The sequence below is a fragment of the Ruegeria sp. CL6 genome, from assembly GCF_056536465.1.
Genome location: NZ_JBQFPR010000001.1, coordinates 305,061 through 329,642 on the forward strand (window position 1 = coordinate 305,061; position 24,582 = coordinate 329,642).

Consider the following 24,582-nt stretch of genomic DNA (forward strand, 5'->3'; position numbering starts at 1 on the left):
TCGGTGAGGTATGAGCAATGCTGACCAAAAAGCAGTTGGATTTGTTGGAATTCATCCACAAACGCGTTCAGGCGGATGGAGTTCCGCCCAGCTTTGATGAAATGAAGGCCGCGCTGGATCTGCGGTCAAAGTCAGGCATCCATCGCCTGATTACCGCGCTGGAAGAACGGGGATTTATCCGCCGTCTGGCTCATCGGGCGCGAGCCATTGAAATTGTGAAGCTGCCGGAAAGCCTTGGCGGGGAACCAACTGTCGCGTTCAAACCTCGGGTGATCGAGGGTGACAAGCCCAAAAGCCAACGCCCTGCGAACTTGGAACCGGTAACCGCCAATGCGATGGAGCTACCGGTTATGGGCCGCATCGCTGCTGGCGTTCCGATTGAGGCGATCAGCCATGTCTCGCATCACGTCGCTGTCCCCGGCACTATGGTGTCCGGCAAGAGCGAGCATTATGCCCTTGAGGTACGCGGCGATTCGATGATTGACGCAGGTATCAACGATGGTGACGTCGTGGTGATCAGAGAATCCTCCGTGGCCGACAACGGGGACATCGTCGTCGCATTGGTCGAGGATCAAGAGGCGACTTTGAAACGTTTCTTCCGTCGCGGGCATGCGATAGCACTCGAAGCAGCTAACCCGGCATATGAAACCCGCGTTCTGCCTGAGGAAAAGGTGAAGGTCCAAGGCCGTTTGGTCGGCTTGATCCGTAGTTATTGATAGCGTTTGCGGCCCTCACCCTGTCGTGGGGACCACAACCTGCTGCCGATCTCATCCCTGCTGCTTGTCAGTTTGTTCCCCGATAATGCAAGACTGCCGGTTTCCGTTAGGTTATCGGGATCGAAAATCCTGCATTCGCCCGACAGGTCAACTGCCACCGCGGAAACTATGATTTGGTTCGATTCGCATTCGTCAAAGTTGCGCGCGGCCCGTTTTCCTGTGAGATGAACCACTTCTGTACCTTTCCAAAAGTGGCGCTGAACTAACTCGGCCCCCGGCCAACGGTCGGCAGCTTGGATTTGGTTTGCGCCATCCCCGTCATTCTCAAGCCAAACCGTTGCAATGAACCCGCTGCCCTTCTTCTTGCTCAGCGCCCTGCCCTGATCCGTCATTACGCCAACCAAGCCCCCTGAATCGGCGATTAATATGTCAGGGCGCTGACCCTGCCCCCAAAGCAGAAAAGCCACGGCTACAGCGACACCTCCGACCCATCTTGCAGAACCGCTCCACAGCGTCAGCCACAAGGCACCAAGCGCGAACATGGGAAGGACATAGCTGGGCGGGCTAACCACGTGCCCCTGCGCTCCGTCCAGGCCAGACACCCAATCCGCGACCACCAGTATCCATTCAAGACCCAGTCCCATAACGGCCAATGCCAGCATCTCAAGCCCAAATGGAGCGAGCAAGGCTGCAACAACTGCGGCCGGCACTACAACCGTTCCCATCATCGGAACTGACAGCATGTTGGCCAGCAACCCATAGTGCGAAATTGTATTGAAGTGAGCCGCCCCGATCGGGGCTGTCGCGAACCCGGCGATGGCAGAAGACATCAGCAATCCGGTAACAGGCTTTGACCATTTTGGTCCGGGCAACGGGCCGTAGTCACGTAGCGCCCCAAAGACCGCAACCAGTGCCGTAGTTGCCGCAAAGGACATTTGAAACCCCGGACTCAGCAAGGTTTCTGGCCGTAGCGACAGAACGATCAATGCCGCCACTGCGACAGCGCGCAGAGAGATTGCGCGCCGGTCGATCAGTATTGCAACCAGCATCACACTGGCCATTGTGAACGCGCGTTCGGTCGCGACGTTTCCGCCAGACAACATAAGGTAAATGACGGCGGCGATCAGTGCTCCAACCGCAGCAAGTTTGCGCACCGGCCATCTGAGGGCAATCATTGGCAGGGCGGAAAGCGCAATCCTGAAGGTCAGAAAAACGAACCCTGTCAGCAACCCCATATGCAAGCCGGAAATTGCCAACAAGTGCGCAAGGTTGGACGCCCGCAACGTGCTCAACGTCTCATGCCCCATTCCACTGCGGTCACCGGTCGTGACAGCAGCGGCAAATCCCCCAACCTCACCGGACAGGAGAGAGCGAACATGTTCGGAAACCGACATGCGCCACGCCGTTATGCGAACGCCTTCGGCATCCTGCGGCGAAATAATCAGAACCGGAACGCGTGTGTAGCCTACCGCGCCAAGGCTCTGGAACCATGCGTGACGGCGAAAATCGAAACCTCCGGGCTCAACCGGGCCTTGCGGCGGCGACAGGTGGCCGGTCGTCATGATCCTATGTCCGGGCGCGAGCGCGACATCTCCACCATGCAGCGATAGCCGGGCGCGCTGCGGTCGGCTGTCGCCATCCACGCCTTCTAGCCGCACCTGGTCCAGCGTCACCCGCAGAGCATCCGACGCGGACCGATCAATGGCCACGACCCGCCCTTCAATCGGGCCGTAGTAGCGCCAGGACAAGACCGGCGCGGCCACGGTATGGGCCCGCACTCCCGCAAGAATGAATCCGGTGGCAATCAGTGCGCCACCGATCACCAGCGCCACCCAGCCGGACCGCCACTTGCAAACTATTGCGCAGGCGATCGCGATTGCAGCCAAAAAACTGGCATAGACCGGCCATCCCGGTTCAAAGCGGAGTGAAAAGTACAGCCCGATACCAATGGCGAGACAGACCGGAGACCCTTGAAACAATTGGCCCGCCTGGTTCAGTAGCGCGGTCTCGACCCGTGCCAGAACACGCATGGTTGCCCCCGTCCTTCCGGCTCGTTAGACAGGCGCCAATCTATGCCCGACACGGTTACCAAAAGGTTAATCCACACAATGTCTGATCAGGTCGTCACCCGTTTCGCCCCGTCTCCCACCGGCTTTTTGCACATCGGTGGCGCACGCACCGCTCTGTTCAACTGGCTTTTCGCGCGCGGTCGCGGGGGCAAGTTTCTGCTGCGGATCGAAGATACGGACAGGGAACGCTCGACCCCTGAAGCGACAGCCGCCATCCTTCAGGGTATGGAGTGGCTGGGGCTTGATCACGATGGCGACGTGATCAGCCAGTTTGAAGGCGCACAGCGCCACGCAGAGGTCGCGCATCAACTGCTGGCCGAGGGCAAGGCGTATAAGTGTTTTTCAACACAGGAAGAAATTGCGGCCTTCCGTGAACAGGCAAGGGCCGAGGGCAAGTCCACCCTGTTCCGCAGCCCCTGGCGCGATGCTGATGCCTCAACGCACCCGGATGCTCCGTTTGTGATCCGCATCAAGGCACCGCAGGATGGCTCGACGGTGATCCGAGACCAGGTGCAAGGGGACGTGACAATTCGCAATGACCAGTTGGATGACATGGTCCTGCTGCGCTCGGACGGTTCTCCGGTCTATATGCTGGCCGTTGTGGTGGACGATCACGATATGGGCGTGACCCATGTTATTCGCGGCGACGACCACCTGAACAACGCTGCGCGCCAAATGATGATCTACGAAGCAATGGGCTGGGACATCCCCGTCTGGGCGCATATTCCGCTGATCCACGGGCCAGACGGCAAAAAGCTGTCAAAGCGTCACGGCGCATTGGGCGCTCAGGAATATCAGGCGATGGGATATCCGGCGGCCGGGATGCGCAACTACCTCGCCCGGCTGGGATGGAGCCACGGCGACGACGAATTCTTCACGGATGAACAGGCGAAAGAGTGGTTCGACCTGGACGGAATCGGCAAGAGCCCTGCCCGTTTTGACTTGAAAAAGCTCGAAAATCTCTGCGGTCAGCACATTGCGATCGCCGACGATGCCGCACTGCGGCAGGAAATCCAAGCCTATCTGAAAGCGGCGGGACTGCCTGCGTTGACGGACACACAATCCGGTGATCTGGAGCGTGCGATGTATTGCCTCAAGGATCGGGCGCGCACATTCCCGGAACTGCTTGAAAAAGCGCATTTTGTACTGACATCCCGCCCCATTGAACCAGACGAGAAGGCAGCGAAAACACTCGCCTCTGTATCCGATGGTATACTGAATGAATTGACGCCGCATGTGCAAAATGCTAGCTGGTCGCGGAACGAACTGGAGGATGCCCTGAATTCTTTTGCAGAGGCGAAAGGGCTGAAGTTCGGCAAGCTGGCTGGACCCTTGCGGGCTGCTTTGGCTGGTCGGGCTGTAACTCCTTCGGTTTTTGACATGATGCTTGTGTTGGGGCGCGATGAAACCCTGGCACGGCTTTCTGACGCAGCGAGTTAAACCAAAGCTTAACATTTGGGTAACGCTGCTCCGCTAACACCCGGACTGCGCGTCAGCGCGCATCCGTTGCCCGTAGGCTCGGACAGCGATCCGACTTGCGCATGAATGAGGAAGAGACACTATGACCGACAGCAACAAATCAGCCACTCTGACAGTCCATGGTGAAACGTACGAGTTGCCGGTTCATTCGCCAACCGCAGGCCCGGATGTCATCGACATTCGCAAGCTGTATAATCAAGCCGGTGTCTTCACCTATGACCCGGGCTTCACCTCGACGGCGAGCTGTGACAGCACAATCACTTATATCGACGGTGAAAAAGGTGAGCTGCTGCACCGAGGATACCCCATCGACCAGCTGGCTGGCAAATCTCACTTCCTCGAGGTCTGCTACCTGCTGCTGTACGGAGAGCTGCCAACAGCACCCGTTCTGGAAAAATTCGAGACTACGATCACCCGCCACACCATGCTGCACGAACAGATGCAGTATTTCTATCGGGGCTTCCGCCGTGACGCGCATCCGATGGCGATCATGGTGGGCGTTGTGGGCGCGATGTCCGCCTTCTATCACGACTCGACTGACATCAACGATCCGCGTCAGCGCGAGGTCGCCTCGCACCGCCTGATCGCCAAGATGCCGACAATCGCGGCATGGGCGTTCAAATACCACACCGGTCAGCCCTTCGTGTATCCGCGCAACGATCTGGACTATGCGTCGAACTTCCTGCGTATGTGTTTCAGCGTTCCGGCGGAAGAGTATGAGGTCAACCCGATCCTCAGCCGTGCCATGGACCGCATTTTCACCCTGCACGCGGATCACGAACAGAACGCCTCGACCTCGACCGTGCGTCTGGCCTCGTCTTCGGGTGCGAACCCATTTGCCTGTATCGCGGCTGGCATCGCCTGTCTTTGGGGTCCGGCCCATGGTGGTGCAAACCAGGCGTGTCTGGAAATGCTGGAGGAGATCGGCAGCGTCGATCGCATCCCAGAATATATCGCACGCGCCAAGGACAAGAATGATCCGTTCCGCCTGATGGGTTTCGGCCACCGCGTCTACAAGAACTTCGACCCTCGCGCGAAGGTGATGAAGCAGTCCGCCGACGAAGTGCTGGATCTGCTGGGCATCGAAGACAACCCGAAACTGCAAGTCGCCAAGGCGCTGGAAAAGCAGGCTCTGGAAGATCCGTATTTCGCCGACAAAAAGCTGTTCCCGAACGTGGACTTCTACTCGGGCATCATCCTCGAAGCGATGGGTTTCCCGACCTCGATGTTCACCCCGATCTTTGCCCTGTCGCGCACCGTTGGCTGGGTCAGCCAGTGGAAGGAAATGATCGCCGATCCACAGAACAAGATCGGTCGTCCGCGTCAGTTGTACCTGGGCGAAACCAACCGCGACTACGTGGACATCGAAAACCGCTGAAAATAGCGAAACATCTGAAAGCGCCCCGGACCAAGTTCCGGGGCTCTTTTTGTTTAGAACAGGGTAAGCTGATCCCCTGCCTGAGCAGGCTTTGCAAACAGGTCACAGCGCAATGGTGGCGTCTGTGATGCAAGCCTCAACCGCTTGAGGGCCAACGAAAACCTCTTGGCGATCAGTCCGGCATATTCTCCTTCGCCGCGCATTCGGTGCCCCCAGCGCGGGTCATAGTCCCGCCCACCGTGCATCTCTCTGAGCTTTGACATGACCTTTTCAGCTCGCGCGGGTTCGTGATCGCGCAACCATTCCTGCCACAACCCGGACACTTCACGCGGGAGGCGCAGCATGATCCAGCTTGCAGCGTCCGCGCCTGCATCTCGTCCCGCTTCAAGCAGGTGCTCCAACTCGTGATCCGTCAGGCCGGGAACAAGTGGCGAGGTCATGACGCGAACAGGAACCCCGGCCCCGGTCAACCTACGAATGGTCGCCAGCCTTCGCTTGGGCGACGGCGCGCGCGGCTCCATCCGGCGAGACAGATCGGGGTCCAAGGTTGTCAGCGATATACCTACGCGCACCAAACCGCGTTCAGCCATCTCAGCCAGAATGTCCAGGTCACGCTCGACCAGCGTACCCTTGGTCACGATACCGACCGGATGCTGAAACTCTTGCAAAACAGACAAGCAAGACCGAGTTATCGCGAGGTCTTTCTCAATCGGCTGATATGGATCGGTATTTGTCCCAATAGCGATCGGCGCGACCTTGTAGCCGCGTGCTGACAACTCGTTTCTGAGGACCGTCGCAGCATTTGGACGTGCAATCAGCCGAGTTTCAAAATCCAACCCCGGCGAAAGGCCGAGATAGGCGTGCGTCGGACGCGCAAAACAGTAAACGCACCCATGTTCGCACCCTCGATAAGGATTGATGGAGCGGTCAAATGGCAGATCAGGCGAGCGGTTATACGTAATCAGGCTGCGCGCGACTTCTTCTGAGACATCAGTCCGAAGTACTGGCAAGTCGTCATCGGCGGCCCATCCATCGTCAAAATGTTCGGACTCGAATCTCTCAAACCTTCCCGCCGCGTTTGACGTGACCCCCCTACCCTTAATGTTAGGCGCAGCCATTTTTGTTTCCCTTTTGTTCTTATTTTAGACATAAGGGAACTGAGTAAACCGGACAAGCCCCCTCGTTGAACTAGGACGACGCAACTAGAGTGTCACGTTGGTGCGGTTTCAAACCCTTTTCTGAACGAAATGCAGGATGTTCATGCAGAAAATGACGTCGAGTTGATCAATATTTTGCCGTATAGGTCGGTCCCGGAACCGCCAAGGTCGCAATCGTCACAGTCGAACTGCGGCGAAATGGCCAAAACGGAAAAAATGCCACCACGGGCAATATGCCCGAACAGATCAGGGAAACGCCCCATGTCCGATGAAGAAGACATCGTCCTGTCCGAACTGAATGACGACGAACTGGTCGAACAGATGTTCGACGATCTTTATGACGGCCTGAAAGAAGAAATCGAAGAAGGTGTGAACATCCTGCTGGAACGCGGATGGACCCCTTATGACATCCTTACCAAAGCTCTCGTCGGTGGCATGACCATCGTTGGCCATGACTTCCGCGACGGCATCCTGTTCGTTCCCGAAGTTCTGCTGGCCGCAAACGCGATGAAGGGCGGCATGTCCATCCTGAAGCCTCTGCTGGCCGAAACCGGCGCACCGCGTGTTGGCAAGATGGTCATTGGTACCGTGAAGGGTGACATCCACGACATCGGCAAGAACCTTGTGTCGATGATGATGGAGGGCGCTGGTTTTGAGGTCGTGGACATCGGCATCAACAACCCGGTCGAGAACTATTTGGAAGCGCTGGAGTCTGAGAAACCAGACATTCTGGGCATGTCCGCACTGCTCACGACCACGATGCCATACATGAAAGTGGTAATCGACACACTGGTCGAGCAAGGCTTGCGTGAAGACTACATCGTTCTGGTCGGCGGCGCGCCTTTGAACGAGGAGTTCGGAAAAGCCATCGGCGCAGACGCCTACTGCCGCGATGCCGCCGTTGCCGTGGAAACAGCCAAGGATTTCGTGTCGCGCAAGCACAATCAACTTGCAGGCTAAGCGCTGTTAACGCATTTAGACTAAGGCTGCCCCATGAGGGCAGCCTTTTTCGGTTAACCACTTGCAAATAAATATAATTTTACTAACTCTCCATTTGCGGGAGTTAAACTCGCGCATTAAGCGAATTTCATTGAAGATATTTTGGGGTTAGTTGATGCCAACAACATTCAACGTAATTTTCCTAGGCGACCTTCCACTGATCGACCCGACCGAGGGAAATAATGTGGCCGAGAACGCAGGCGCGTTGGTTGGTCAAACCTTCGGCGGCCCCGGCACGCCCCTGTTTGAAAACGCGGCCGTCTGGAGCCCCGTCAGAAACCCCGGTGCAACTTACGAAAACGACGCGAACGCCGATTTTGATCTATTCTCTATCGACGGCAATGTAACCCTGTTCGACGCAGCCGTCGCGTACAACGCCACGATTACTTATCTTGACGGAACGACCGCAGACATTACCGCCGTGGTTGCCCAGGATGTTTTCGGAAATACATACCTCGTGCCCGAATTTTCGGCCAATGCTGATCAGGCGGCTCTTGAGGCTCAAGCCATTCTTTCGGTGTCAATAAACAGCATCGACACTGACACAACGAATGGTCTGACTGCAAACCGCCAGGACTGGAACATCGCGACATGTTTCACGACTGGAACGCTGATTGAGACAGACCAGGGACAAATGGCAGTCGAGGACTTGAAGGCGGGGGATCAGATCCGCACATATGATCACGGGCTGCAATCGCTTCGTTGGGTTGGCCGAAGAACGGTGCGCGCTACCGGTGCGTTTACCCCGGTGCTTTTCAAAGCCGGAGCGCTGGGAAACTCTCGGGACTTGTTGGTGTCGCAACAGCATAGAATGTTGGTAAGTGATTGGAAAATTGAACTGAATACCGGCCACGCAGAGGCCCTTGCCCCTGCCCGCCAACTTTTGAACGATACCGACATAGTGATGCGGCCCGGCGGTTTGGTAACCTATTATCACCTGATGTTCGACCAGCACGAACTGATTTGGGCCGAAGGCTGTCTGACCGAAAGTTTTCATCCCGGTATTCAGGCTTGGAACAGCCTGGCCGACGCGACGCAGCAGGAGATTCTGACACTGTTTCCAGAGCTGTCAGCTCAAGGGGTTTCTGCCTATGGCCCAACCGTCCGCCCGTCACTACAGTCGTATGAAACACGTGCGTCGGTCGCCTGACGCAGGATGTCGGAAGCGGGCTTGCCTTCATCATTCTTTCGTCCTTTGATGCTGCGATCGCACCGGGAATGAAGCCATGCCGCATAACAGCACGCCAGATGACGCGAGCCTGACGTCACAGGGTTATACCGAATCCGGTCGCAAGGGCGGTATCCTGCTGCTGGCCTGCGGTGCGCTTGCGCGTGAGATTCTGGACCTGAAGAACCGCAATGGCTGGGATCACATGTCTTTGACCTGCCTGCCCGCGATTCTGCATGTCTACCCCGAGCGGATTACCCAAGCCGTCGAAGAGGCTGTCGCCAAACACCGCGACGAGTTTGACCAGATTTTTGTCGTCTACGCTGATTGCGGAACTGGGGGGCTATTGCAAAAAGCCTGCGCGGAGATGGGCGTAGAAATGGTCAAAGGACCGCACTGTTACTCATTTTTTGAAGGCAACCAAGCCTTTGACGCACGTGCCGAGGACGAGACAACGGCCTTCTACCTGACAGACTTTCTAGCCCGGCAATTCGACGCCTTTGTCTGGAAACCACTGGGATTGGATCGCCACCCTGAGCTTAGGGACATGTATTTCGGGAACTACACGAAGCTGGTCTATCAAGCGCAGACAGACGATCCCGACTTGACCGAGCGCGCGCGCAAGTATGCCGAACGCATGGGGCTGACGTTCGAGCGTCGCTTTACCGGGTACGGAGACCTTGAGACCACTCTTTCAGGTTGGGCCAGTCGCGGCCACTCGGACTAAGGAAATCAGGCGTTTTCCTGAGCCACTTCGCGAATGCGTTCGATCATGGCCCGAAGACCGTTTGAACGCTGGGCTGACAGGTGATCGTGCAGACCAAGACGCGCCAGTTCGCCACCCGCATCGATCATTGGCACTTCGCTGACCGGCAAACCGTTATACAACGACCGCAAAACCGCGATCAGACCACGCACGATCAACGCATCGCTGTCGCCGTCAAAATGAAAAACTCCGCCTTCGATCACCGGGTGCAGCCAAACTTGACTGGCGCAGCCATGCACCTTTGTAGCTGGAACCTTGAGCGCGTCGTCCAGCGGCTCCATCGCCTTGCCCTGATCAATGACATGACGATATCGGTCTTCCCAGTCCTCCAGGAACTCGAAATCCTCAACGATTTCTTCAAAGGCAGGCGTTGCCATTTCGCGGCGGTCCTTTTGTTACAGCTTCATTGGTGTAGCTATGCCTCCGACCGTCGACTGTCCAGCCCTTGGGATGGGTTTTCAAAGACGGGAAATTGCGATAACCCATTGCGGAATTTAACGCTCTGAGCTGGGTCCATGCAAAAACCGTTGTCACTTGTAATATTCGCCGTACTGACCCTGTCTGCCTGCAATAACTGGAGTGACTCGCGCGCCAACCCGTCCAATTGGTTCGGCTCCAGCACGTCTACGCCGACAGAAGCAACAGCATATGATCCGAACGTGCTCGTGCCGCCGGAACGTGAAGGCACCGGCCTGTTCTCAAGACCCGATCCCGTAGACAACAGCGTGCCGATTGCAAGAATCGACGAGCTTAGGATCAACCCGACGCCCTCGGGCGCGATAATCTATGCCAGCGGAACTGCGGCACGGCAGGGTGCACATGGCGCGCAGCTTGTTCGCGTTGAAAGCGAGGAAAACCAAAAGAATGGTGTTCTCGAATTCACCTTCCGCGTCAGCTATCCCAGCTATGCAACAAACCAGGGCACCGAACGGTCGCGGGCGGTGTCAGACGCAGCAAATGTCAGCCTGGATGATCTGCAAAACATCCGTCTGGTGCGCGTCGTAGGTCAGCAGAATACGTTGGAATCCCGTCGCCGGTAACAAAGGTCAGAGTGAAACGACCTTCACCGACTGCCCTTTGGCGGCCAGCGCAATCTTACCTTCGCATAGTTTGAGCGCATCCTCACCAAAAGCCTCGAACCGCCACCCTGACATGGCTGGCAGTTCGCGTTCACCGGCTGCGATCTGATCCAACTCGGAACTGGTGGCGATCAGCTTTGCCGCGACACCCAGACTTTCTGTTTTGGACTTCAACAATACGCGCAGGAGGTCAGCCAATGCCGGGTTGACCTTCAGCTTGTCCCGGCTGTTGTCCACGCGCGGCATCTGGTCCGGCGGGCAGTTAACGCCTTTTTTGACAGCCGCCAAAATGCCTTCGGCAATCACGCCCTTGCGTGCCTCACGCAGCAAGAGCCGGGATCCCCCCAGGTCTGACGCCGACTTGGGCTTGGTCGATGCAAGCTCGATCAGGGCGTCGTCCTTGAACACTCGACTACGCGGAACGTTGTTTTCCTGCGCATAAGCCTCGCGAAACTGGGCCAACTCTCGTACGACCGCCAGAAACTTGGCGGAATTCGTGCGGGTTTTAACACGTTTCCAAGCGTCTTCCGGGCGGATGTCATAGGTTGCCGATTGCGTCAGAGTCCACAGCTCCTCGGCGACCCAATGGCTGCGTTTGGATTTCTCCAATTCCGCAGCGAGGTGTTCGTAGATTTGTCTAAGATGGGTCACGTCCGCCAAAGCATATGTCTTTTGCGCCTCGGACAGCGGGCGTCTTGACCAGTCGGTAAAGCGGGATGTCTTGTCTACACCCTGCTTGCAAATCTTGCGGACAAGAGTTTCGTAGCCAACCTGCTCGCCAAATCCGCAGACCATCGCGGCTACTTGCGTATCAAACAATGGCTTGGGGAAAACGCCGGCTTCTACCCAGAAAATCTCAAGGTCCTGGCGAGCAGCGTGAAAGACCTTAACCACGTTTTCATTACTGAACAGCTCGTAAAGCGGGTCCAGGGACATTCCATCTGACAACGGATCGACGAGAACGGCGCTATCTTCATCGGGCGAAGGGACGGCCAGTTGCAACAAGCACAACTTGGAATAGTACGTGCGCTCTCGCAGAAACTCGGTGTCTACGGTGACATAGGCGTGGTCCGCGGCGGCTGCGCAAAACTCGGCCAACTCTTGCGTCGTTGTCAGGGTTTTCATTCGAGGTGCTATTCTTGCTCTTGTATTTTGTTACTGCCCGTCAGTTCTTTGACATCCTAAGCTGTGGTGCAGACCATAGGCTGAATACCGGGCAAGTGTAAATCACCCTGACAGGTTCACGGCAGCAGCACTGGGGTTCGATCACCGCTGGCGTAGCGCCGCAGAACCGCCGGATATAACTTGTGCTCCCAAACCAGAACACGCGCAGCCAATGCTTCGGGTGTCTCGTCTGGTTCAATATTCAAACGGGCCTGCCCCAAGATCGGGCCGTCATCCAACGCGGCCGTGACCTCATGTACCGAGCAGCCATGTTCCGCATCACCAGCGTCGATCGCGCGAGCGTGCGTATTCAGACCCTTGTATTTAGGCAACAGTGACGGGTGGATATTCAGCATCCGCCCCTGAAAACGCGATACGAAATCCGCGGTCAGAACCCGCATGAAGCCAGCAAGACAGACGATATCCGGCTGGGCTTGTTCCAACGGCTTCAGCAATTCGGCCTCGAACGCGGCGCGGTCGCCCTTGAACGGTCGGTGATCAACCGCAGCCGTGGCGATGCCGCGATCGGTGGCTTTCACCAAGCCGCCCGCCTGGGGATCATTTGACAGCACCAGACAGGGCCGCGCGGGGTGATCGCCGGTCATGCTATCAACCAGCGACACCATATTGGAGCCGCCCCCCGAGATTAAGATGGCGACGCGCTTGTGGCTCACAGCAGTTTGCCCGAGTAAGACACGCCCGGCACGTCTGTGACGGTGCCGATCCGGGCAACTGTCTCTCCTGCCTCGGCCAACAAAGTGGTCAGCTCATCTGCGCGCGTGGAGTCGCAGACGACGATCATGCCGATGCCGCAGTTAAAGGTCTTGAGCATTTCTGCCTCGGCTATGCCACCAACATCAGCCATCCAACGGAAAACCGGTGGCAAGTCCCATGCGTTCAAGTCAATCTGCGCGCCAAGCTCATCAGGCAATACGCGCGGGAGGTTTTCAGTCAGGCCACCACCGGTGATATGCGCCAGCGCATGAACGCCCCCTGCCCGGATCGCTTGCAGCGCCTGTTTGACATAGAGACGCGTGGGCGTCAGCAGCGCCTCGCCCAGCGACCCCTCGCTGAACGGCGACGCGGCGTCCCAGCCCAGCCCTGACATCTCGACCAGTTTGCGCACCAGAGAATAGCCGTTGGAATGCACACCGTTCGAGGCCAGCCCCAGCAGCACATCGCCCTGCTGAACTCCGGCGGGCAAATGGGCGCCGCGCTCCATCGCGCCGACAGAGAAACCGGCCAGATCAAAATCACCATCGGGGTACATGCCCGGCATTTCGGCAGTTTCGCCACCGATCAGGGCGCAACCGGACTGAACGCAGCCCTCGGCAATGCCCTCGATGATCCGTGCGGCAGTGTCCGTGTCCAACTTGCCCGTTGCGAAATAGTCCAGAAAGAAAAGAGGCTCGGCCCCCTGACAGATCAGGTCGTTGACACACATGGCCACCAGATCAATGCCGACACCATCCACGACACCGGTATCGATCGCGATGCGCAGTTTTGTACCCACGCCGTCTGTCGCACCAACCAGAATCGGATCCTGATACCCGGCGTCCTTGAGGTCGAACAAAGCGCCAAACCCGCCAAGGCCGCTCATCACCCCCGAGCGGTTCGTCCGCTTAGCTGCTGGCTTGATCCGGTCGACCAGAGCATTCCCTGCATCAATATCAACACCCGCATCAGCATAGGTGATTCCGTTCTTGCCCACTGTCATGGCCAACCCCTTATGAATGGTTCTCGGGCGGGTTAGTCGATTGTTGGGAATGTTGCAACGGTCAGGCTTGACGCGGACGTTCACCGTGATACCCAAGGCGCGTAGGCGGGCCTGTAGCTCAATTGGTTAGAGCAGAGCGCTCATAACGCTTTGGTTGGGGGTTCGAGTCCCTCCGGGCCTACCAAAATTCTGCTTTAGCGCCAGCTAACGAACTGGCACACGGAATAGAAATAGTCACACGGATCAAACCATCCGAGGACAATAACACTGGATACGGCAGCTACTATTGCCAATATCAACCAAGTCAATGACCTCACCTCACTAGTAACTTGGACACACATCAGTGTTTCCGGGTTTCAAGCGAAACAATTCAGGTCGACACAAATCGACATGCGGAAACATGGGTGAGGGCCAGCCGAATCAATGGCCTAACTATGCCCCAAACACCCGCTATTCGTTCCCTAGCCCTATCATAGCACACTCAAGCGTCTGGAAAGGCACCACTTTCGATTCTAAGTGAAATTTCTTCCGAGCGTGTCTTTTCACGAACCAAAAAAGCTACCGCCCGATTATTATATCAGCACTCAACCCACCCAAGCGTTCGCTTTTGCCCAGCCGCAGCACGCCGCCATGCGCGCGGGCGATATCAGAGACGATCGCCAGACCAAGCCCAACGCCGCTACCCTGATTCTGGTTGCGTGCGGGATCCAACCGGGAAAACGGCTTCACCGCCTCAGAGCGCTGTTCAGGCGCGATGCCGGGCCCGTCATCTTCGACCCGTATTCGCACCGCCTTGGGCGTTACCGACAGGCTCACTTCTGCGCGGTCACCGTAGCGAACAGCGTTACCAATCAGGTTCTCAACCGCGCGACGGATTGCGGTGGGACGTAACAACGCGGTGCCTTCGCCTTCCACTGAAACCAAGCTGGCCTCCAGCCCTGCGCGGCGAGCATCCTCGACAATCTGCCGCAGCAATTCCTCGGGCTGAACTGTCTCGGGCGGGCCTTCCGCAGCACCGCGCGAGAAATCCAGGAATGCGTCCAGCAGCAATTGCATCTCATCCACATCTTGTTGCAGGGGTGCTGCCTCATCTTCGGGCAGCATGGACAGCCCGAGCTTCAGCCGCGTCAGCGGTGTCCGTAGATCATGGCTGACCCCCGACAGCATCAGCGTGCGTTGCTCCATCTGCCTTTCGATACGAGCGCGCATGTCCAAAAAGGCGCTTCCTGCTGCGCGCACTTCTATTGCGCCTCCGGGGGAATACGGCACGACCCTGCCCCGACCAAAGGCCTGGGCCGCGTCTGCCAATCGTGTGATCGGGCGAAGCTGGTTGCGCATATACAAAAATGAAATCGAGGTCATGACGACGGCAAAAAACAACATTGTCACGATCAACTGATGCGGAGCGGTGGGCGACAGACGCCGACGGTCCAAGGTCAGCTCAAGCAGACCAACTTTAGTTTCGAGGTACAATCGCGCCTCGTCCCCAATGGGCAGCGCAACGGCGACAAGATTCTGCAACATTTCGTGCAGATCGGTTTCAACCTGCGGAGCGATAAAGTCGTACCAACGACGGATACCCAAGTCTGGCTCTTCGTTAATGTCCAGAAAACGGGCCTTCATATCCAGTGCAGCTATGTCCTGACGAATTGCGGCTATAGCCTGTTGCTGAGTTTCGGCATCCTCTGTCGCCCCCACAACCAGCAAAACCTCTCGCGCGGCTGCGCTGGTCATTTGCCCTGTCACGTCCTCGAGGTGCTTTTGCAGGAATGCAATGCCCACAACCAGCAACAGCACGACCACTGGCAGAACCAGGATCAGAACCGCACGGGCATACAGGCTGCGCGGCATATAAGATTTGAGCCACCGGCTGGACATGCGCTAAACCTAACGGGCTGATCGGACAAGAGAAAGAGTTCAAAATGCAGGCACCCGATGATTTCAACCCGACTCCCGGTCAGCCTATCGAGCTTCAGACCGATCTTCGACTAATCTTGGCGCCGAATCCCTCGCCAATGACCTATCGCGGAACGAATACCTATCTGCTCGGAGAAAGGGACTGCGCTGTCATCGACCCCGGCCCTCTGAACGAGGTCCACCTACAGGCGATTCTGAATGCGCTGCGTCCAGATCAGCGGATCAGCCATATCATCGTGACACACACACATCTGGATCATTCCCCCTTGGCCGCACCGTTGGCCGAAAGAACGGGCGCGCCGATTCTCGCATTTGGCGGCCCCGAGGCTGGCCGCAGCCCCGTCATGAAGAAGCTGGCGCAACAAGGTCTTGCAGGCGGTGGCGAAGGCATCGACAAGGATTTCCGTCCCGACATCGAACTTTCTGATGGAGAACTGATCGAAGGTGACGGCTGGAATCTTGAGGTCATCCATACGCCCGGCCATCTGGGAAATCACATAGCCTTGGGATGGAAGGATGTCTGTTTTACAGCCGATCACGTTATGGGGTGGGCCAGCTCATTGGTTTCACCACCGGACGGAGATCTGACGGACTTCATGCACGCATGCTACAAACTGCGACAGCGAAACTGGTCCATTTTTCACGCAGGTCACGGCGCGCCAATCTCGAATCCTGCTGACCGGTTGGACTGGCTGATCAATCACCGGCTTGCGCGCGAAGCACAGATTCTTGAGGCACTGGCAGACAAGCCCGGCACCGCTCGGGATTTGGCAGAGAGTATCTACACCGAAACGCCTGCGGCTTTGTTACCTGCGGCCGAAAGGAACGTTTTTGCGCATCTTGTCGATTTGCACGGTAAATCAATGGCTTCCCCCATCGACCAGCTATCGGCCAGCGCGCAGTTCAAGAGGCTGAAATGATCTGGCAATTTTTTTTCAACCCAGTGACATTCTGCTCTGGACGTCAAAATTTGTGATTGTTATACGGCCATCAGTTCCGGCGTAGCTCAGCGGTAGAGCAGTTGACTGTTAATCAATTGGTCGTAGGTTCGATCCCTACCGCCGGAGCCAAATCACCCCTCAAAATTGATAGTGTGTTTTGGCAAAAAGCCCGATCTGAGCAGTGTCGAACCCTGTCTAAAAAACTTACATCAGCCCTCTGGACGGCGTAGATGCAGGTTGCTATACGGCGCAAACCGTTCCGGCGTAGCTCAGCGGTAGAGCAGTTGACTGTTAATCAATTGGTCGTAGGTTCGATCCCTACCGCCGGAGCCAATTTCACACATCCTTTGCAGTGTCTCGCCGTTAGTTCTAATCAAGGGCGAGCTGCGTGCGCAGCTATCATCAGGCTGGCTGTCGCTTATGCAGTAATCAGGTTGGCTATTTAGAACTCGCCGCTGGGAACGCGATCACAATCCTTAGTTGGAAATTCTTGTCTAGGTCGCTGGCATCTTTATTGTTTTCCTGAGGCCCACAAACTGCGGAATGGGCGATTCAGAGACCTTAGCGACCAAATGTTTTTTGGTCTCAGGTTCGATCTCAAACCGCCCAAGCGCTTTGCGTTTTGGGCACCAGCTTAACCTGCCAGTTCATCCGAAAAGTCGGCGCGCAAGTTGCGTTTCAGAACTTTGCCCGTGGCGTTCAACGGCAGAGCATCCACAAAGACCACTTTATCCGGCACCTGCCATTTGGCGATTTTGCCATCAAAGAAGGACAAAAGCTCCTCCTCTGTAGGATTTTGGCCTTCTGCTTTTACCGCAACAAGCAGGGGGCGCTCATCCCATTTGGGGTGTGGAACGCCAATCACGGCTGCGGTAGCAAGTTTGGGATGGGCTACGGCGATGTTTTCCAGCTCGACCGAACTGATCCACTCACCCCCTGATTTGATGATGTCTTTGGATCGGTCGCGAATGGTCATGTATCCGTCGGGGTCCAAAGTCGCCACGTCTCCGGTGGCGAACCAGCCGTCCTGAAGCAAATCCTGATCCTGCATCTGGAAATAGCTGTCCAAAACCCAGTGACCGCGTACCATCAGATCACCCTGAGTTTCTCCGTCGCGGGGCAACTCATTGCCGTCGTCATCCACGATTTTCATCTCAACGCCATAGCAAGGGCGCCCCTGACTTTCACGCAACTTGTGTTGCTCTGCCGCTGGCAACTTATCGTGCTTGGCCAAAGGCTGGTTCGCGGTGCCAAGGGGGCTCATCTCGCTCATGCCCCAAGCGTGAACCGTATCGACATCATACGTCTCGCGGAACGTTTCGATCATGGATGGCGGGCAGGCCGCGCCTCCTATGATCGTGCGCTGCAGGCTGGCCAGTTTGCTGCCGGACTTATCGGCATAGGACAACAACCCTTGCCAGATCGTTGGAACCCCCATTGCCAGCGTGACGCCATAAGTGTCGATGAGCTTAACCAGCGCTTCGCCGTGCAAATCCGGCCCCGGCAATACCATGCGTGAACCGGACATCGCGCAGGCATAGGGCGAACCCCATGCGTTTACATGGAACATGGGAACAACGGGCATAACCACGTCCATCGCGGAATAGCCGATTACATCACGCGTGTTCGAGCCGAAGCTGTGCAAAACTGTCGAGCGATGAGAATACAGCACGCCCTTTGGATTACCTGTTGTGCCCGACGTATAGCAAAGACTGGATGCGGTGTTTTCGTCAAAGCTGGGCCACTCAAACCGTTCATCGCCGGTTTCGATCAGCTCATCGTAAAACTGAACACCGGGAATTTGCGAGATCGCGTCATCGTTCCTTGGCCCCATCAGAACGAAATGCTGCACTTCGGCAAGATGCTCTTTGATCGCCGCGACAAGCGGAATAAAGGTCGCGTCAAAGAACAGAACCCGGTCTTTAGCATGGTTCATGATGTAGGTGAGTTGTTCGGGGAACAGTCTTGGGTTGATCGTGTGGCACACAAAGCCCGCACCAGAGGTTCCATAATAAATTTCCAGATGCCGCCGATTGTTCCACGCCAGTGTCCCGATACGCGCTTGCGGCTCGAGACCCAGTTTGGTCAAGGCCGACGCCAGCTTTCGCGCGTTTACGGCTATTTGAGACCAGCTACTTTCAGTCACCGTCCCGTCAGTTTCGACCGATATGATCTCGGTCTGACCGTGATAGCAGTCTGCGTGCTCAATCAGCGACGAGATCAGCAATGGCTGCGTCATCATTTGTCCTAGCATGGACATCCTCCCTATGTGTGAGCCGCTTCTGTGTGGCGGCTCCTTGTTCTTGCTCTGCCGCGTTTAGCAGCAAAGCACGCGTTCCAGTTGAACCCTGCCAATCATTTAATTGTCTGACAATACGAGAATGTAGCGTGCCAACACACAGGATCCCAATTTTTTGTTATCAACCCCGATGACGCATGGCGTAGGCCACCAATGCGGCGGTTGAACCATCCTTATCTGCGGCACTTTCCTGCCCATCGACGATCGGCCCGAGAGACGTGGCCAGTTCCTTGCCCAGTTCAACGCCCCATTGGTCGAAGGAATTGATCCCCAGCAACACGCCCTCAACGAATACACGGTGTTCATAAAGCGCGATGATCTGACCCAGAACAAACGGAGAAAGCTTGGGATAGATCAGTGTGGTGGATGGGCGATTGCCGGGAAAGACACGATGGCGGGCCTGACGTTCAAGCTCGGAACCCTGTAGTCCTTTTGCGGCCATCCGTTGCCGCGCCTCCTCCAGAGATCGTCCTCGCATCAACGCTTCGGACTGAGCGAGGCAGTTCGCAAACAATAGCCGATGATGGTGCGAAAGCTCAGGCTCGTGCCCTTCGGCGGCAACCATGAACTCACACGGGATCACGTCGGTGCCTTGATGGATCAACTGATAAAAGGCGTGCTGCCCGTTGGTTCCGGGCTCGCCCCACACGACAGGCCCGGACGGAACGGTTAACGCGGCCCCATCCATAGCCACGGATTTGCCGTTCGATTCCATTTCGAGCTGCTGAAAATATGCAGGCAACCGTAACAACCGCTGATCATAGGGTAACACCGCGCGGCTGGCGTGGCCCAGAACTTGCCGATGCCAGACACCGACAAGCGCAAGCAGCACCGGCATGTTTTCGCTCCATTCAGCCGCGCGGAAATGCACATCCATCGCCTGACCGCCGCGCAGAAAGGCGTCAAAAGCGTTCGATCCCACGGCAATCATCACGGGCAAACCAACCGGGCCCCAGACCGAGTATCGGCCTCCGACCCAATCCGCAAAGCCGAATACCCTGGCTTCGGGAATGCCGAACGCCTGGGTTTTGTCCAACGCGCTGGATACCGCCGCGAATTGGGCCGCCGGGTCGCCCCCGCCATCGGTCATCCATGCCCGAGCCGTGCGTGCGTTGGTCATGGTTTCGATGGTCGTGAAGGTTTTCGAGGCGACAATGACCAGCGTCCGCGTCGGATCCAGTTGTCGCAACGTATCCGCGATATGCGCGCCGTCCACGTTCGACACGTAGTGCAACCGCGGCCCATCGTGATATGGGGACAAAGCATGAGTGGCCATAACCGGACCCAGATCAGACCCACCGATTCCGATATTCACCACATCCGTAAAGCTGCCCCCTGCCCCGGCGATGGCACCGCCGCGCACCTCTTCGGCAAAGACCCGCATGCGTTGAAGTGTGTCCAATACGTCAGGCATGACATCCAGACCATCAACCTCGACCGGGCCACCGTCCAGATTGCGAAGGGCCGTATGCAGCACCGCGCGGCCTTCGGTTTCGTTGATCTTCTCTCCAGTGAACATCGCCTCGCGACGGTCGGCCAGCCCTGCCTCGTCGCACAATTGGATCAGGGCATCACGGATCGTCCCATCTATCTGAGTTTTCGAGTAGTCAAACAGCAAATCCCCGGTCGAGGCTGAAAAACTCTGCGCCCTGTCTGGCGACTGCTCGAACAAATCCAAAATTGCGCGGTCCTGCGCGCCGGTTGCCAGTGCTTTGAGGTTGCTCAGTTTCATAGCTGTCACTCCGCCCAGTGTACCGTCATACCGCTTAGCACCGCTGCGATCGGTGCCTCATCCGGGTGCAACGAGAGTGCGCGGTTCAAAGCCTCACGCTTTGCGGCTCCGAAAATCACCAGATGTTTGGACAACGCCCCATCCAAAATCGGCGCCGTCAGGGTGATACGCGCCTCCGGCTGGACTTCGGTCCGGGCGATTGCCAGCGGCGGGGCGTGGCTATCAAGGGCAGCTTCCAAACCCTGCATTCCGGGAAACAGCGATGCGGTGTGCATGTCTTCCCCCATCCCAAGAACAAGAACAGACAGGGGAAGGACCGGAGTGATCAGGCTTTCGATTTCCGGCAGCACCGCCTCGGGGTCTTTGCCGTCCAGATATAGCGGAACGTATTGCGCCGCAGATGCACGATTTGTCAGCAGACGCTCGCGGATCAGTTTTTCATTGGATCGGTCGCTACTGCCTGGCACGCAGCGTTCATCCGTAGGAAGAACGCGCACCCTGTCCCAGTCCAGATCAGCGGCGCACAATCCGTCAAAAATCGACCCCGGAGTGGTACCGCCCGGAACCGCCAACGAAACCATATCATGATGCAGCAACGCGGCATCCAAATCTCCGGCCAATACGTTGGCGACGTCGATGGCCAGCATGTCCCTGTCGGCGTATTCCTGAATTTTCATGGGTTTATCCCTTGCCAGCGGCGACCATCTCGTTTCATCAGCAGCTCGGCGTCGCCCGGTCCTGTGCTGCCACTTTCGTAAGGTTTCGGAACGTCTCCGCGCGCGCGCCACCCCGCGATGATTGGGTCGGTCCACGCCCATGCAGCTTCGACCTCATCCCCACGCATGAACAGGGTCTGGTTGCCGCGGATGACATCCATCACCAGCCGTTCGTAAGCATCCGGCGGATCCTGATTTTCCGGTCCCAATGCCTCGGCAAAGCTCATATCCAAAGGCACATCGACAAGACGCATCCCCCCTTGTCCCGGTTCCTTGATCGTCACTTTGAGCGTGATACCTTCGTTCGGCTGAAGGCGGATCGATAGTACGTTAGCATGGCGACCGTCCTGTTCGCCAAAGATAGAATGCGGCGCGTCCTTGAACATCACGTTAATCACCGACGATCGGGCCACCAACCGCTTGCCCGTGCGCAAGTAAAACGGAGTTCCCGCCCATCGCCAGTTGCTGACATGCGCCCTGAGCGCCACGTAACTTTCCGTGGTAGAACGTGGATTGCCAACGATCTCACGATAGCCTGGCCCACCTCCTTCAAACTGACCGCGCACGATGTGATGCGGCTCGACCGGGTCCAAGGCGCGGATGACCTTCAACTTTTCGTCTCGCACGGCGTCTGGATCGAATTTCGCCGGCGGCTCCATCGCGATCAGGCACAAAAGCTGCATCAGGTGGTTCTGCATCATGTCGCGCATCGCACCAGCGCGTTCATAATACCCCTCCCGACCGTCGATCCCCACGGATTCAGCCACGGTGATCTGAATATGATCCACGTACTGGCTATTCCACAGAGGCTCGAACAGCATATTCCCGAACCGTACAGCCATCAGGTTCTGAACGGTCTCTTTGCCCAGATAGTGGTCGATCCGGTAGATTTGTTTTTCGCTGAAATGCACGGCCAAGGTTGCGTTCAGCGCGCGTGCGCTCTCCAGATCATGGCCAAAGGGTTTTTCGACAACTATCCGTGTCTGAGGGGTCGCAAGGTCATGAGATTTGATCCGCTCGGCCAAAGGGCCGAACAATCCCGGCCCTACCGAGAAATAAAACGCACGCACGCGATCTGGCTTCAACTTGCCGGATAGCTGATCCCACCCGTCGTCGGCAGCACCGTCCAGCGCCACGTATTCAACGCGTTCCAAGAAAGCGCTCAGCGCGACCGAGTCCAAACAATGCGCAGGGGCATGGATCGCCAGCGATTCGGCAACCAGATCACGAAAGTCGGCACTGTCGTGTTTCGTCCTGGCGGCGCCGATGATTTGCACCCCATCGGCCCACTGGCCAGCGCAAAACCGACGAAACAGAGCCGGAAGGATCTTGCGCTGCGCCAGATCACCGGTTCCGCCAAAAATGACCAGATCGAATGGGTCAACGGGTATGACACGAGAAACCATGCTTTTTCCTTACCTTGCCCCAAAGGTCATGTCCAATGTTAGCGCAACCACTACTGCAAATTTCCGCAACATCAAATCTCTGTCAGGTTGTGCGCACCCCACTTAACGAACCGCAACCAAAAAGCTAAGTCAGTGTAAGGACTTCAAGGAACCGGAAACCGGAATGAAAGACGACGCCCCAAGCAGCGCCAATATCGGCAAGTTTCAGAACAAATTGGTCACAGCAGACGGACAGGCCCGCGCGTCCGTGGCACTGAAGAACGCCGAAACCCTTTGGTTCAACACGGGCACCTTGTGCAATATCGAATGCCTCAATTGTTACATAGCCAGCAGCCCGACAAACGACGCTCTGGTCTACATTACCGCGGATGAGGTGCGCGACTTTCTGGATCAAATCGAGGAACGGAATTGGCCTGTGCGTGAAATCGGGTTCACCGGCGGCGAACCGTTCATGAACCCCGAAATGATCGAGATGGCACGCGCCGCGCTTGAACGGGGTTATGAAGTTTTAATTTTGACCAATGCCATGCAACCTATGCTGCGCCGAAAAATGCGCGACGGGCTGCTGGGCTTGCGTCGAGACTTTGGCGACAAGCTGTCATTGCGTATTTCCGTTGATCACTATCGTGCTGAACTGCATGACAAAGAGCGTGGTGAAGGCAGCTTTGACAAGACCCTGGCTGGAATGGAGTGGCTGCGGGACAATGGTTTCAAGATGGCCGTGGCCGGACGAACGGTTTGGGACGAAACGGATTCACAAAGCCGCGCGGGATATGCGGCCTTTTTTAAGGCACAGGGGTTCGACATCGACGCGCAGAACCCGGCGCAGACCGTCCTTTTCCCCGAGATGGACGAAACCGCCGAAGTTCCTGAAATTACAACAGCTTGCTGGGGGATATTGGACAAGTCTCCTGAGGCGGTAATGTGCTCAAATGCGCGGATGGTGGTAAAGCGCAAAGGCGCAGAAAAACCTGCAGTGCTTGCCTGCACGCTTCTGGCCTACGAGCCAGAGTTCGAGATGGGCCATACGTTGGCCGAGGCCGAGGCCGACGTCCACCTGAACCACCCGCACTGCGCAAAATTCTGTGTTTTGGGTGGGGCAAGCTGCTCTGGCTGATCAGTTCAGTTCAGGAGATTTCCAGTATTTGGTTCCTGACGCACCAGCGGACACTCGCCACCCTTTCTTGCTGAGCACAAAAAAGGACCGACCATCAGTAAAGCGCAAGGTTTCGTCGGTGCGTTCCTCCCCGTACATTGCGGCCGATTCAGCGGTCGCGTCATAGCCCTGAGTGATGAACTTGTCCAAATCCGCCTGCGTTTCAAACAGGATAACAAATTTGGTCTCGAACCCGCCAATTCCGATCGCCGCCCCGACGCCGCCAGTACCCATGTTCATATAGACGTGCTGGCCAGTTTCCTTGGACACCGCCACACCGCGCCCGTACCCAGCCGACACAGGGAAAACTGTCACTTTTCGCGAATCAAAAACGGCATATCCCGCGCTGACATCGTACAGTGCCTGCGCCTCTGGATTTTCGGCCAATAATTGCGCCAAGACATCGCTTGCCATGACATCCAGCTTGGCGCGCGTTTCTTCCGGGGTCGCTTCGTTCGACAGTAAATCGGCAGTAGAGTCGATCGTATCGTCAACCGCGCCGACACCTTTTTCAACTGTGCTCCCGACACTCTCAGCGCCACGACCGATGGCATCCGCAGTGTTTTCCGCGCCCTTTTTGATTTTATCCAACACCCCCTGAGCGTCTGCGGACTGGCAAAGAAGCGTCGCTGCGACGGCAAGAAACAAACCTCGGTGCATAAAGCGATTCCATATGTGACCAACACGTTGTCCGCCACTTTAACCGATGTTGGCGCAATGAAA

General features: G+C 56.8%; 21 protein-coding genes and 3 tRNA genes. 12 read left to right on the forward strand and 12 right to left on the reverse strand.

All coding sequences use genetic code 11. The features are described from left to right. Positions 1 to 17: 17 nt before the first annotated feature. Entirely contained in the window at positions 18 to 716 is a 699-nt protein-coding gene (gene lexA / locus ACR0LH_RS01525; protein WP_480719363.1) for a transcriptional repressor LexA, read from the forward strand. Here the strand turns inward: lexA and ACR0LH_RS01530 are convergent. Further along, complete coding sequence (locus ACR0LH_RS01530) at positions 710 to 2,746, reverse strand: ComEC/Rec2 family competence protein (RefSeq protein WP_480719364.1); 2,037 nt, start codon at positions 2,744 to 2,746, stop codon at positions 710 to 712. The genes lexA and ACR0LH_RS01530 overlap by 7 nt on opposite strands. Before the next feature lie 78 nt (positions 2,747 to 2,824). Between ACR0LH_RS01530 and gltX the strand changes: the two genes are divergently transcribed. Both gltX and gltA read left to right on the forward strand, forming a co-directional pair. Beyond that, positions 2,825 to 4,225: a glutamate--tRNA ligase gene (gltX, locus tag ACR0LH_RS01535; protein ID WP_480719904.1), complete on the forward strand. Its 1,401-nt coding sequence runs from the start codon at positions 2,825 to 2,827 to the stop codon at positions 4,223 to 4,225. Positions 4,226 to 4,346: 121 nt separating this feature from the next. Further along, on the forward strand, positions 4,347 to 5,642 hold the full coding sequence (gene gltA / locus ACR0LH_RS01540) for a citrate synthase (RefSeq protein WP_170413292.1): 1,296 nt from the start codon (positions 4,347 to 4,349) through the stop codon (positions 5,640 to 5,642). Positions 5,643 to 5,695: 53 nt separating this feature from the next. Here gltA and ACR0LH_RS01545 read toward each other — a convergent pair whose 3' ends face one another. Continuing rightward, positions 5,696 to 6,760: a PA0069 family radical SAM protein gene (locus ACR0LH_RS01545; RefSeq protein ID WP_480719365.1), complete on the reverse strand. Its 1,065-nt coding sequence runs from the start codon at positions 6,758 to 6,760 to the stop codon at positions 5,696 to 5,698. Positions 6,761 to 7,060: 300 nt separating this feature from the next. Between ACR0LH_RS01545 and ACR0LH_RS01550 the strand changes: the two genes are divergently transcribed. From ACR0LH_RS01550 to ACR0LH_RS01560, 3 genes are all read left to right on the forward strand, one after another. Further along, complete coding sequence (locus tag ACR0LH_RS01550; protein ID WP_170383124.1) at positions 7,061 to 7,759, forward strand: cobalamin B12-binding domain-containing protein; 699 nt, start codon at positions 7,061 to 7,063, stop codon at positions 7,757 to 7,759. Between the two features lie 154 nt (positions 7,760 to 7,913). Beyond that, positions 7,914 to 8,948, forward strand: coding sequence for a Hint domain-containing protein (locus ACR0LH_RS01555; protein WP_480719366.1), 1,035 nt, complete (start codon positions 7,914 to 7,916; stop codon positions 8,946 to 8,948). Positions 8,949 to 9,024: 76 nt separating this feature from the next. After that, the gene (locus ACR0LH_RS01560) at positions 9,025 to 9,693 is read left to right on the forward strand and encodes a DUF1638 domain-containing protein (RefSeq protein ID WP_480719367.1); all 669 of its coding nucleotides are present in this window, start codon (positions 9,025 to 9,027) and stop codon (positions 9,691 to 9,693) included. Positions 9,694 to 9,698: 5 nt separating this feature from the next. Here the strand turns inward: ACR0LH_RS01560 and ACR0LH_RS01565 are convergent, their stop codons facing one another. Beyond that, the gene (locus tag ACR0LH_RS01565; protein WP_170481779.1) at positions 9,699 to 10,109 is read right to left on the reverse strand and encodes a SufE family protein; all 411 of its coding nucleotides are present in this window, start codon (positions 10,107 to 10,109) and stop codon (positions 9,699 to 9,701) included. 138 nt (positions 10,110 to 10,247) lie between these two features. Between ACR0LH_RS01565 and ACR0LH_RS01570 the strand changes: the two genes are divergently transcribed. Further along, on the forward strand, positions 10,248 to 10,772 hold the full coding sequence (locus ACR0LH_RS01570) for a hypothetical protein (protein WP_480719369.1): 525 nt from the start codon (positions 10,248 to 10,250) through the stop codon (positions 10,770 to 10,772). 6 nt (positions 10,773 to 10,778) lie between these two features. On the opposite strand, the gene rnd is transcribed toward ACR0LH_RS01570, so the two are convergent. The 3 genes from rnd to purM all read right to left on the reverse strand — a co-directional run bounded on the left by rnd (position 10,779) and on the right by purM (position 13,692). Then, entirely contained in the window at positions 10,779 to 11,936 is a 1,158-nt protein-coding gene (gene rnd / locus ACR0LH_RS01575) for a ribonuclease D (protein WP_170566931.1), read from the reverse strand. A gap of 116 nt (positions 11,937 to 12,052) precedes the next feature. Continuing rightward, entirely contained in the window at positions 12,053 to 12,649 is a 597-nt protein-coding gene (gene purN / locus ACR0LH_RS01580) for a phosphoribosylglycinamide formyltransferase (RefSeq protein ID WP_480719371.1), read from the reverse strand. After that, positions 12,646 to 13,692: a phosphoribosylformylglycinamidine cyclo-ligase gene (purM, locus tag ACR0LH_RS01585; RefSeq protein WP_480719373.1), complete on the reverse strand. Its 1,047-nt coding sequence runs from the start codon at positions 13,690 to 13,692 to the stop codon at positions 12,646 to 12,648. The genes purN and purM overlap by 4 nt, the downstream gene beginning before the upstream one ends. A 107-nt stretch (positions 13,693 to 13,799) precedes the next feature. Between purM and ACR0LH_RS01590 the strand changes: the two genes are divergently transcribed. Continuing rightward, a tRNA-Ile gene (locus ACR0LH_RS01590) sits at positions 13,800 to 13,876 on the forward strand. Between the two features lie 374 nt (positions 13,877 to 14,250). On the opposite strand, the gene ACR0LH_RS01595 is transcribed toward ACR0LH_RS01590, so the two are convergent. Further along, positions 14,251 to 15,570, reverse strand: a complete 1,320-nt coding sequence (locus tag ACR0LH_RS01595; protein WP_480719375.1) for an ATP-binding protein — start codon at positions 15,568 to 15,570, stop codon at positions 14,251 to 14,253. Positions 15,571 to 15,614: 44 nt separating this feature from the next. On the opposite strand from ACR0LH_RS01595, the gene ACR0LH_RS01600 reads away from it, so the two are divergent. The 3 genes from ACR0LH_RS01600 (at position 15,615) to ACR0LH_RS01610 (ending at position 16,883) form a co-directional block, all read left to right on the forward strand. Then, positions 15,615 to 16,529 (forward strand): MBL fold metallo-hydrolase, encoded by a 915-nt coding sequence (locus ACR0LH_RS01600; protein ID WP_480719377.1) that lies wholly within the window; start codon positions 15,615 to 15,617, stop codon positions 16,527 to 16,529. Positions 16,530 to 16,604: 75 nt separating this feature from the next. After that, a tRNA-Asn gene (locus tag ACR0LH_RS01605) sits at positions 16,605 to 16,679 on the forward strand. A gap of 129 nt (positions 16,680 to 16,808) precedes the next feature. After that, positions 16,809 to 16,883 (forward strand) — tRNA-Asn (locus ACR0LH_RS01610). Between the two features lie 301 nt (positions 16,884 to 17,184). On the opposite strand, the gene ACR0LH_RS01615 is transcribed toward ACR0LH_RS01610, so the two are convergent. The 4 genes from ACR0LH_RS01615 to zwf form a co-directional block, all read right to left on the reverse strand. Beyond that, positions 17,185 to 18,804, reverse strand: a complete 1,620-nt coding sequence (locus tag ACR0LH_RS01615) for a long-chain-fatty-acid--CoA ligase (protein ID WP_480719379.1) — start codon at positions 18,802 to 18,804, stop codon at positions 17,185 to 17,187. Between the two features lie 166 nt (positions 18,805 to 18,970). After that, complete coding sequence (gene pgi / locus ACR0LH_RS01620; RefSeq protein WP_480719380.1) at positions 18,971 to 20,581, reverse strand: glucose-6-phosphate isomerase; 1,611 nt, start codon at positions 20,579 to 20,581, stop codon at positions 18,971 to 18,973. Between the two features lie 5 nt (positions 20,582 to 20,586). Then, entirely contained in the window at positions 20,587 to 21,258 is a 672-nt protein-coding gene (pgl, locus tag ACR0LH_RS01625; RefSeq protein ID WP_480719382.1) for a 6-phosphogluconolactonase, read from the reverse strand. Beyond that, a complete protein-coding gene (gene zwf, locus ACR0LH_RS01630) occupies positions 21,255 to 22,703 on the reverse strand; it encodes a glucose-6-phosphate dehydrogenase (protein WP_170481740.1) in 1,449 nt (482 codons plus the stop codon). The genes pgl and zwf overlap by 4 nt, the downstream gene beginning before the upstream one ends. Positions 22,704 to 22,866: 163 nt before the next feature. Between zwf and ACR0LH_RS01635 the strand changes: the two genes are divergently transcribed. Then, entirely contained in the window at positions 22,867 to 23,820 is a 954-nt protein-coding gene (locus ACR0LH_RS01635) for a radical SAM protein (RefSeq protein WP_480719384.1), read from the forward strand. Here ACR0LH_RS01635 and ACR0LH_RS01640 read toward each other — a convergent pair whose 3' ends face one another. Beyond that, entirely contained in the window at positions 23,821 to 24,519 is a 699-nt protein-coding gene (locus ACR0LH_RS01640; protein WP_480719386.1) for a lipid-binding SYLF domain-containing protein, read from the reverse strand. Positions 24,520 to 24,582: the final 63 nt, after the last annotated feature.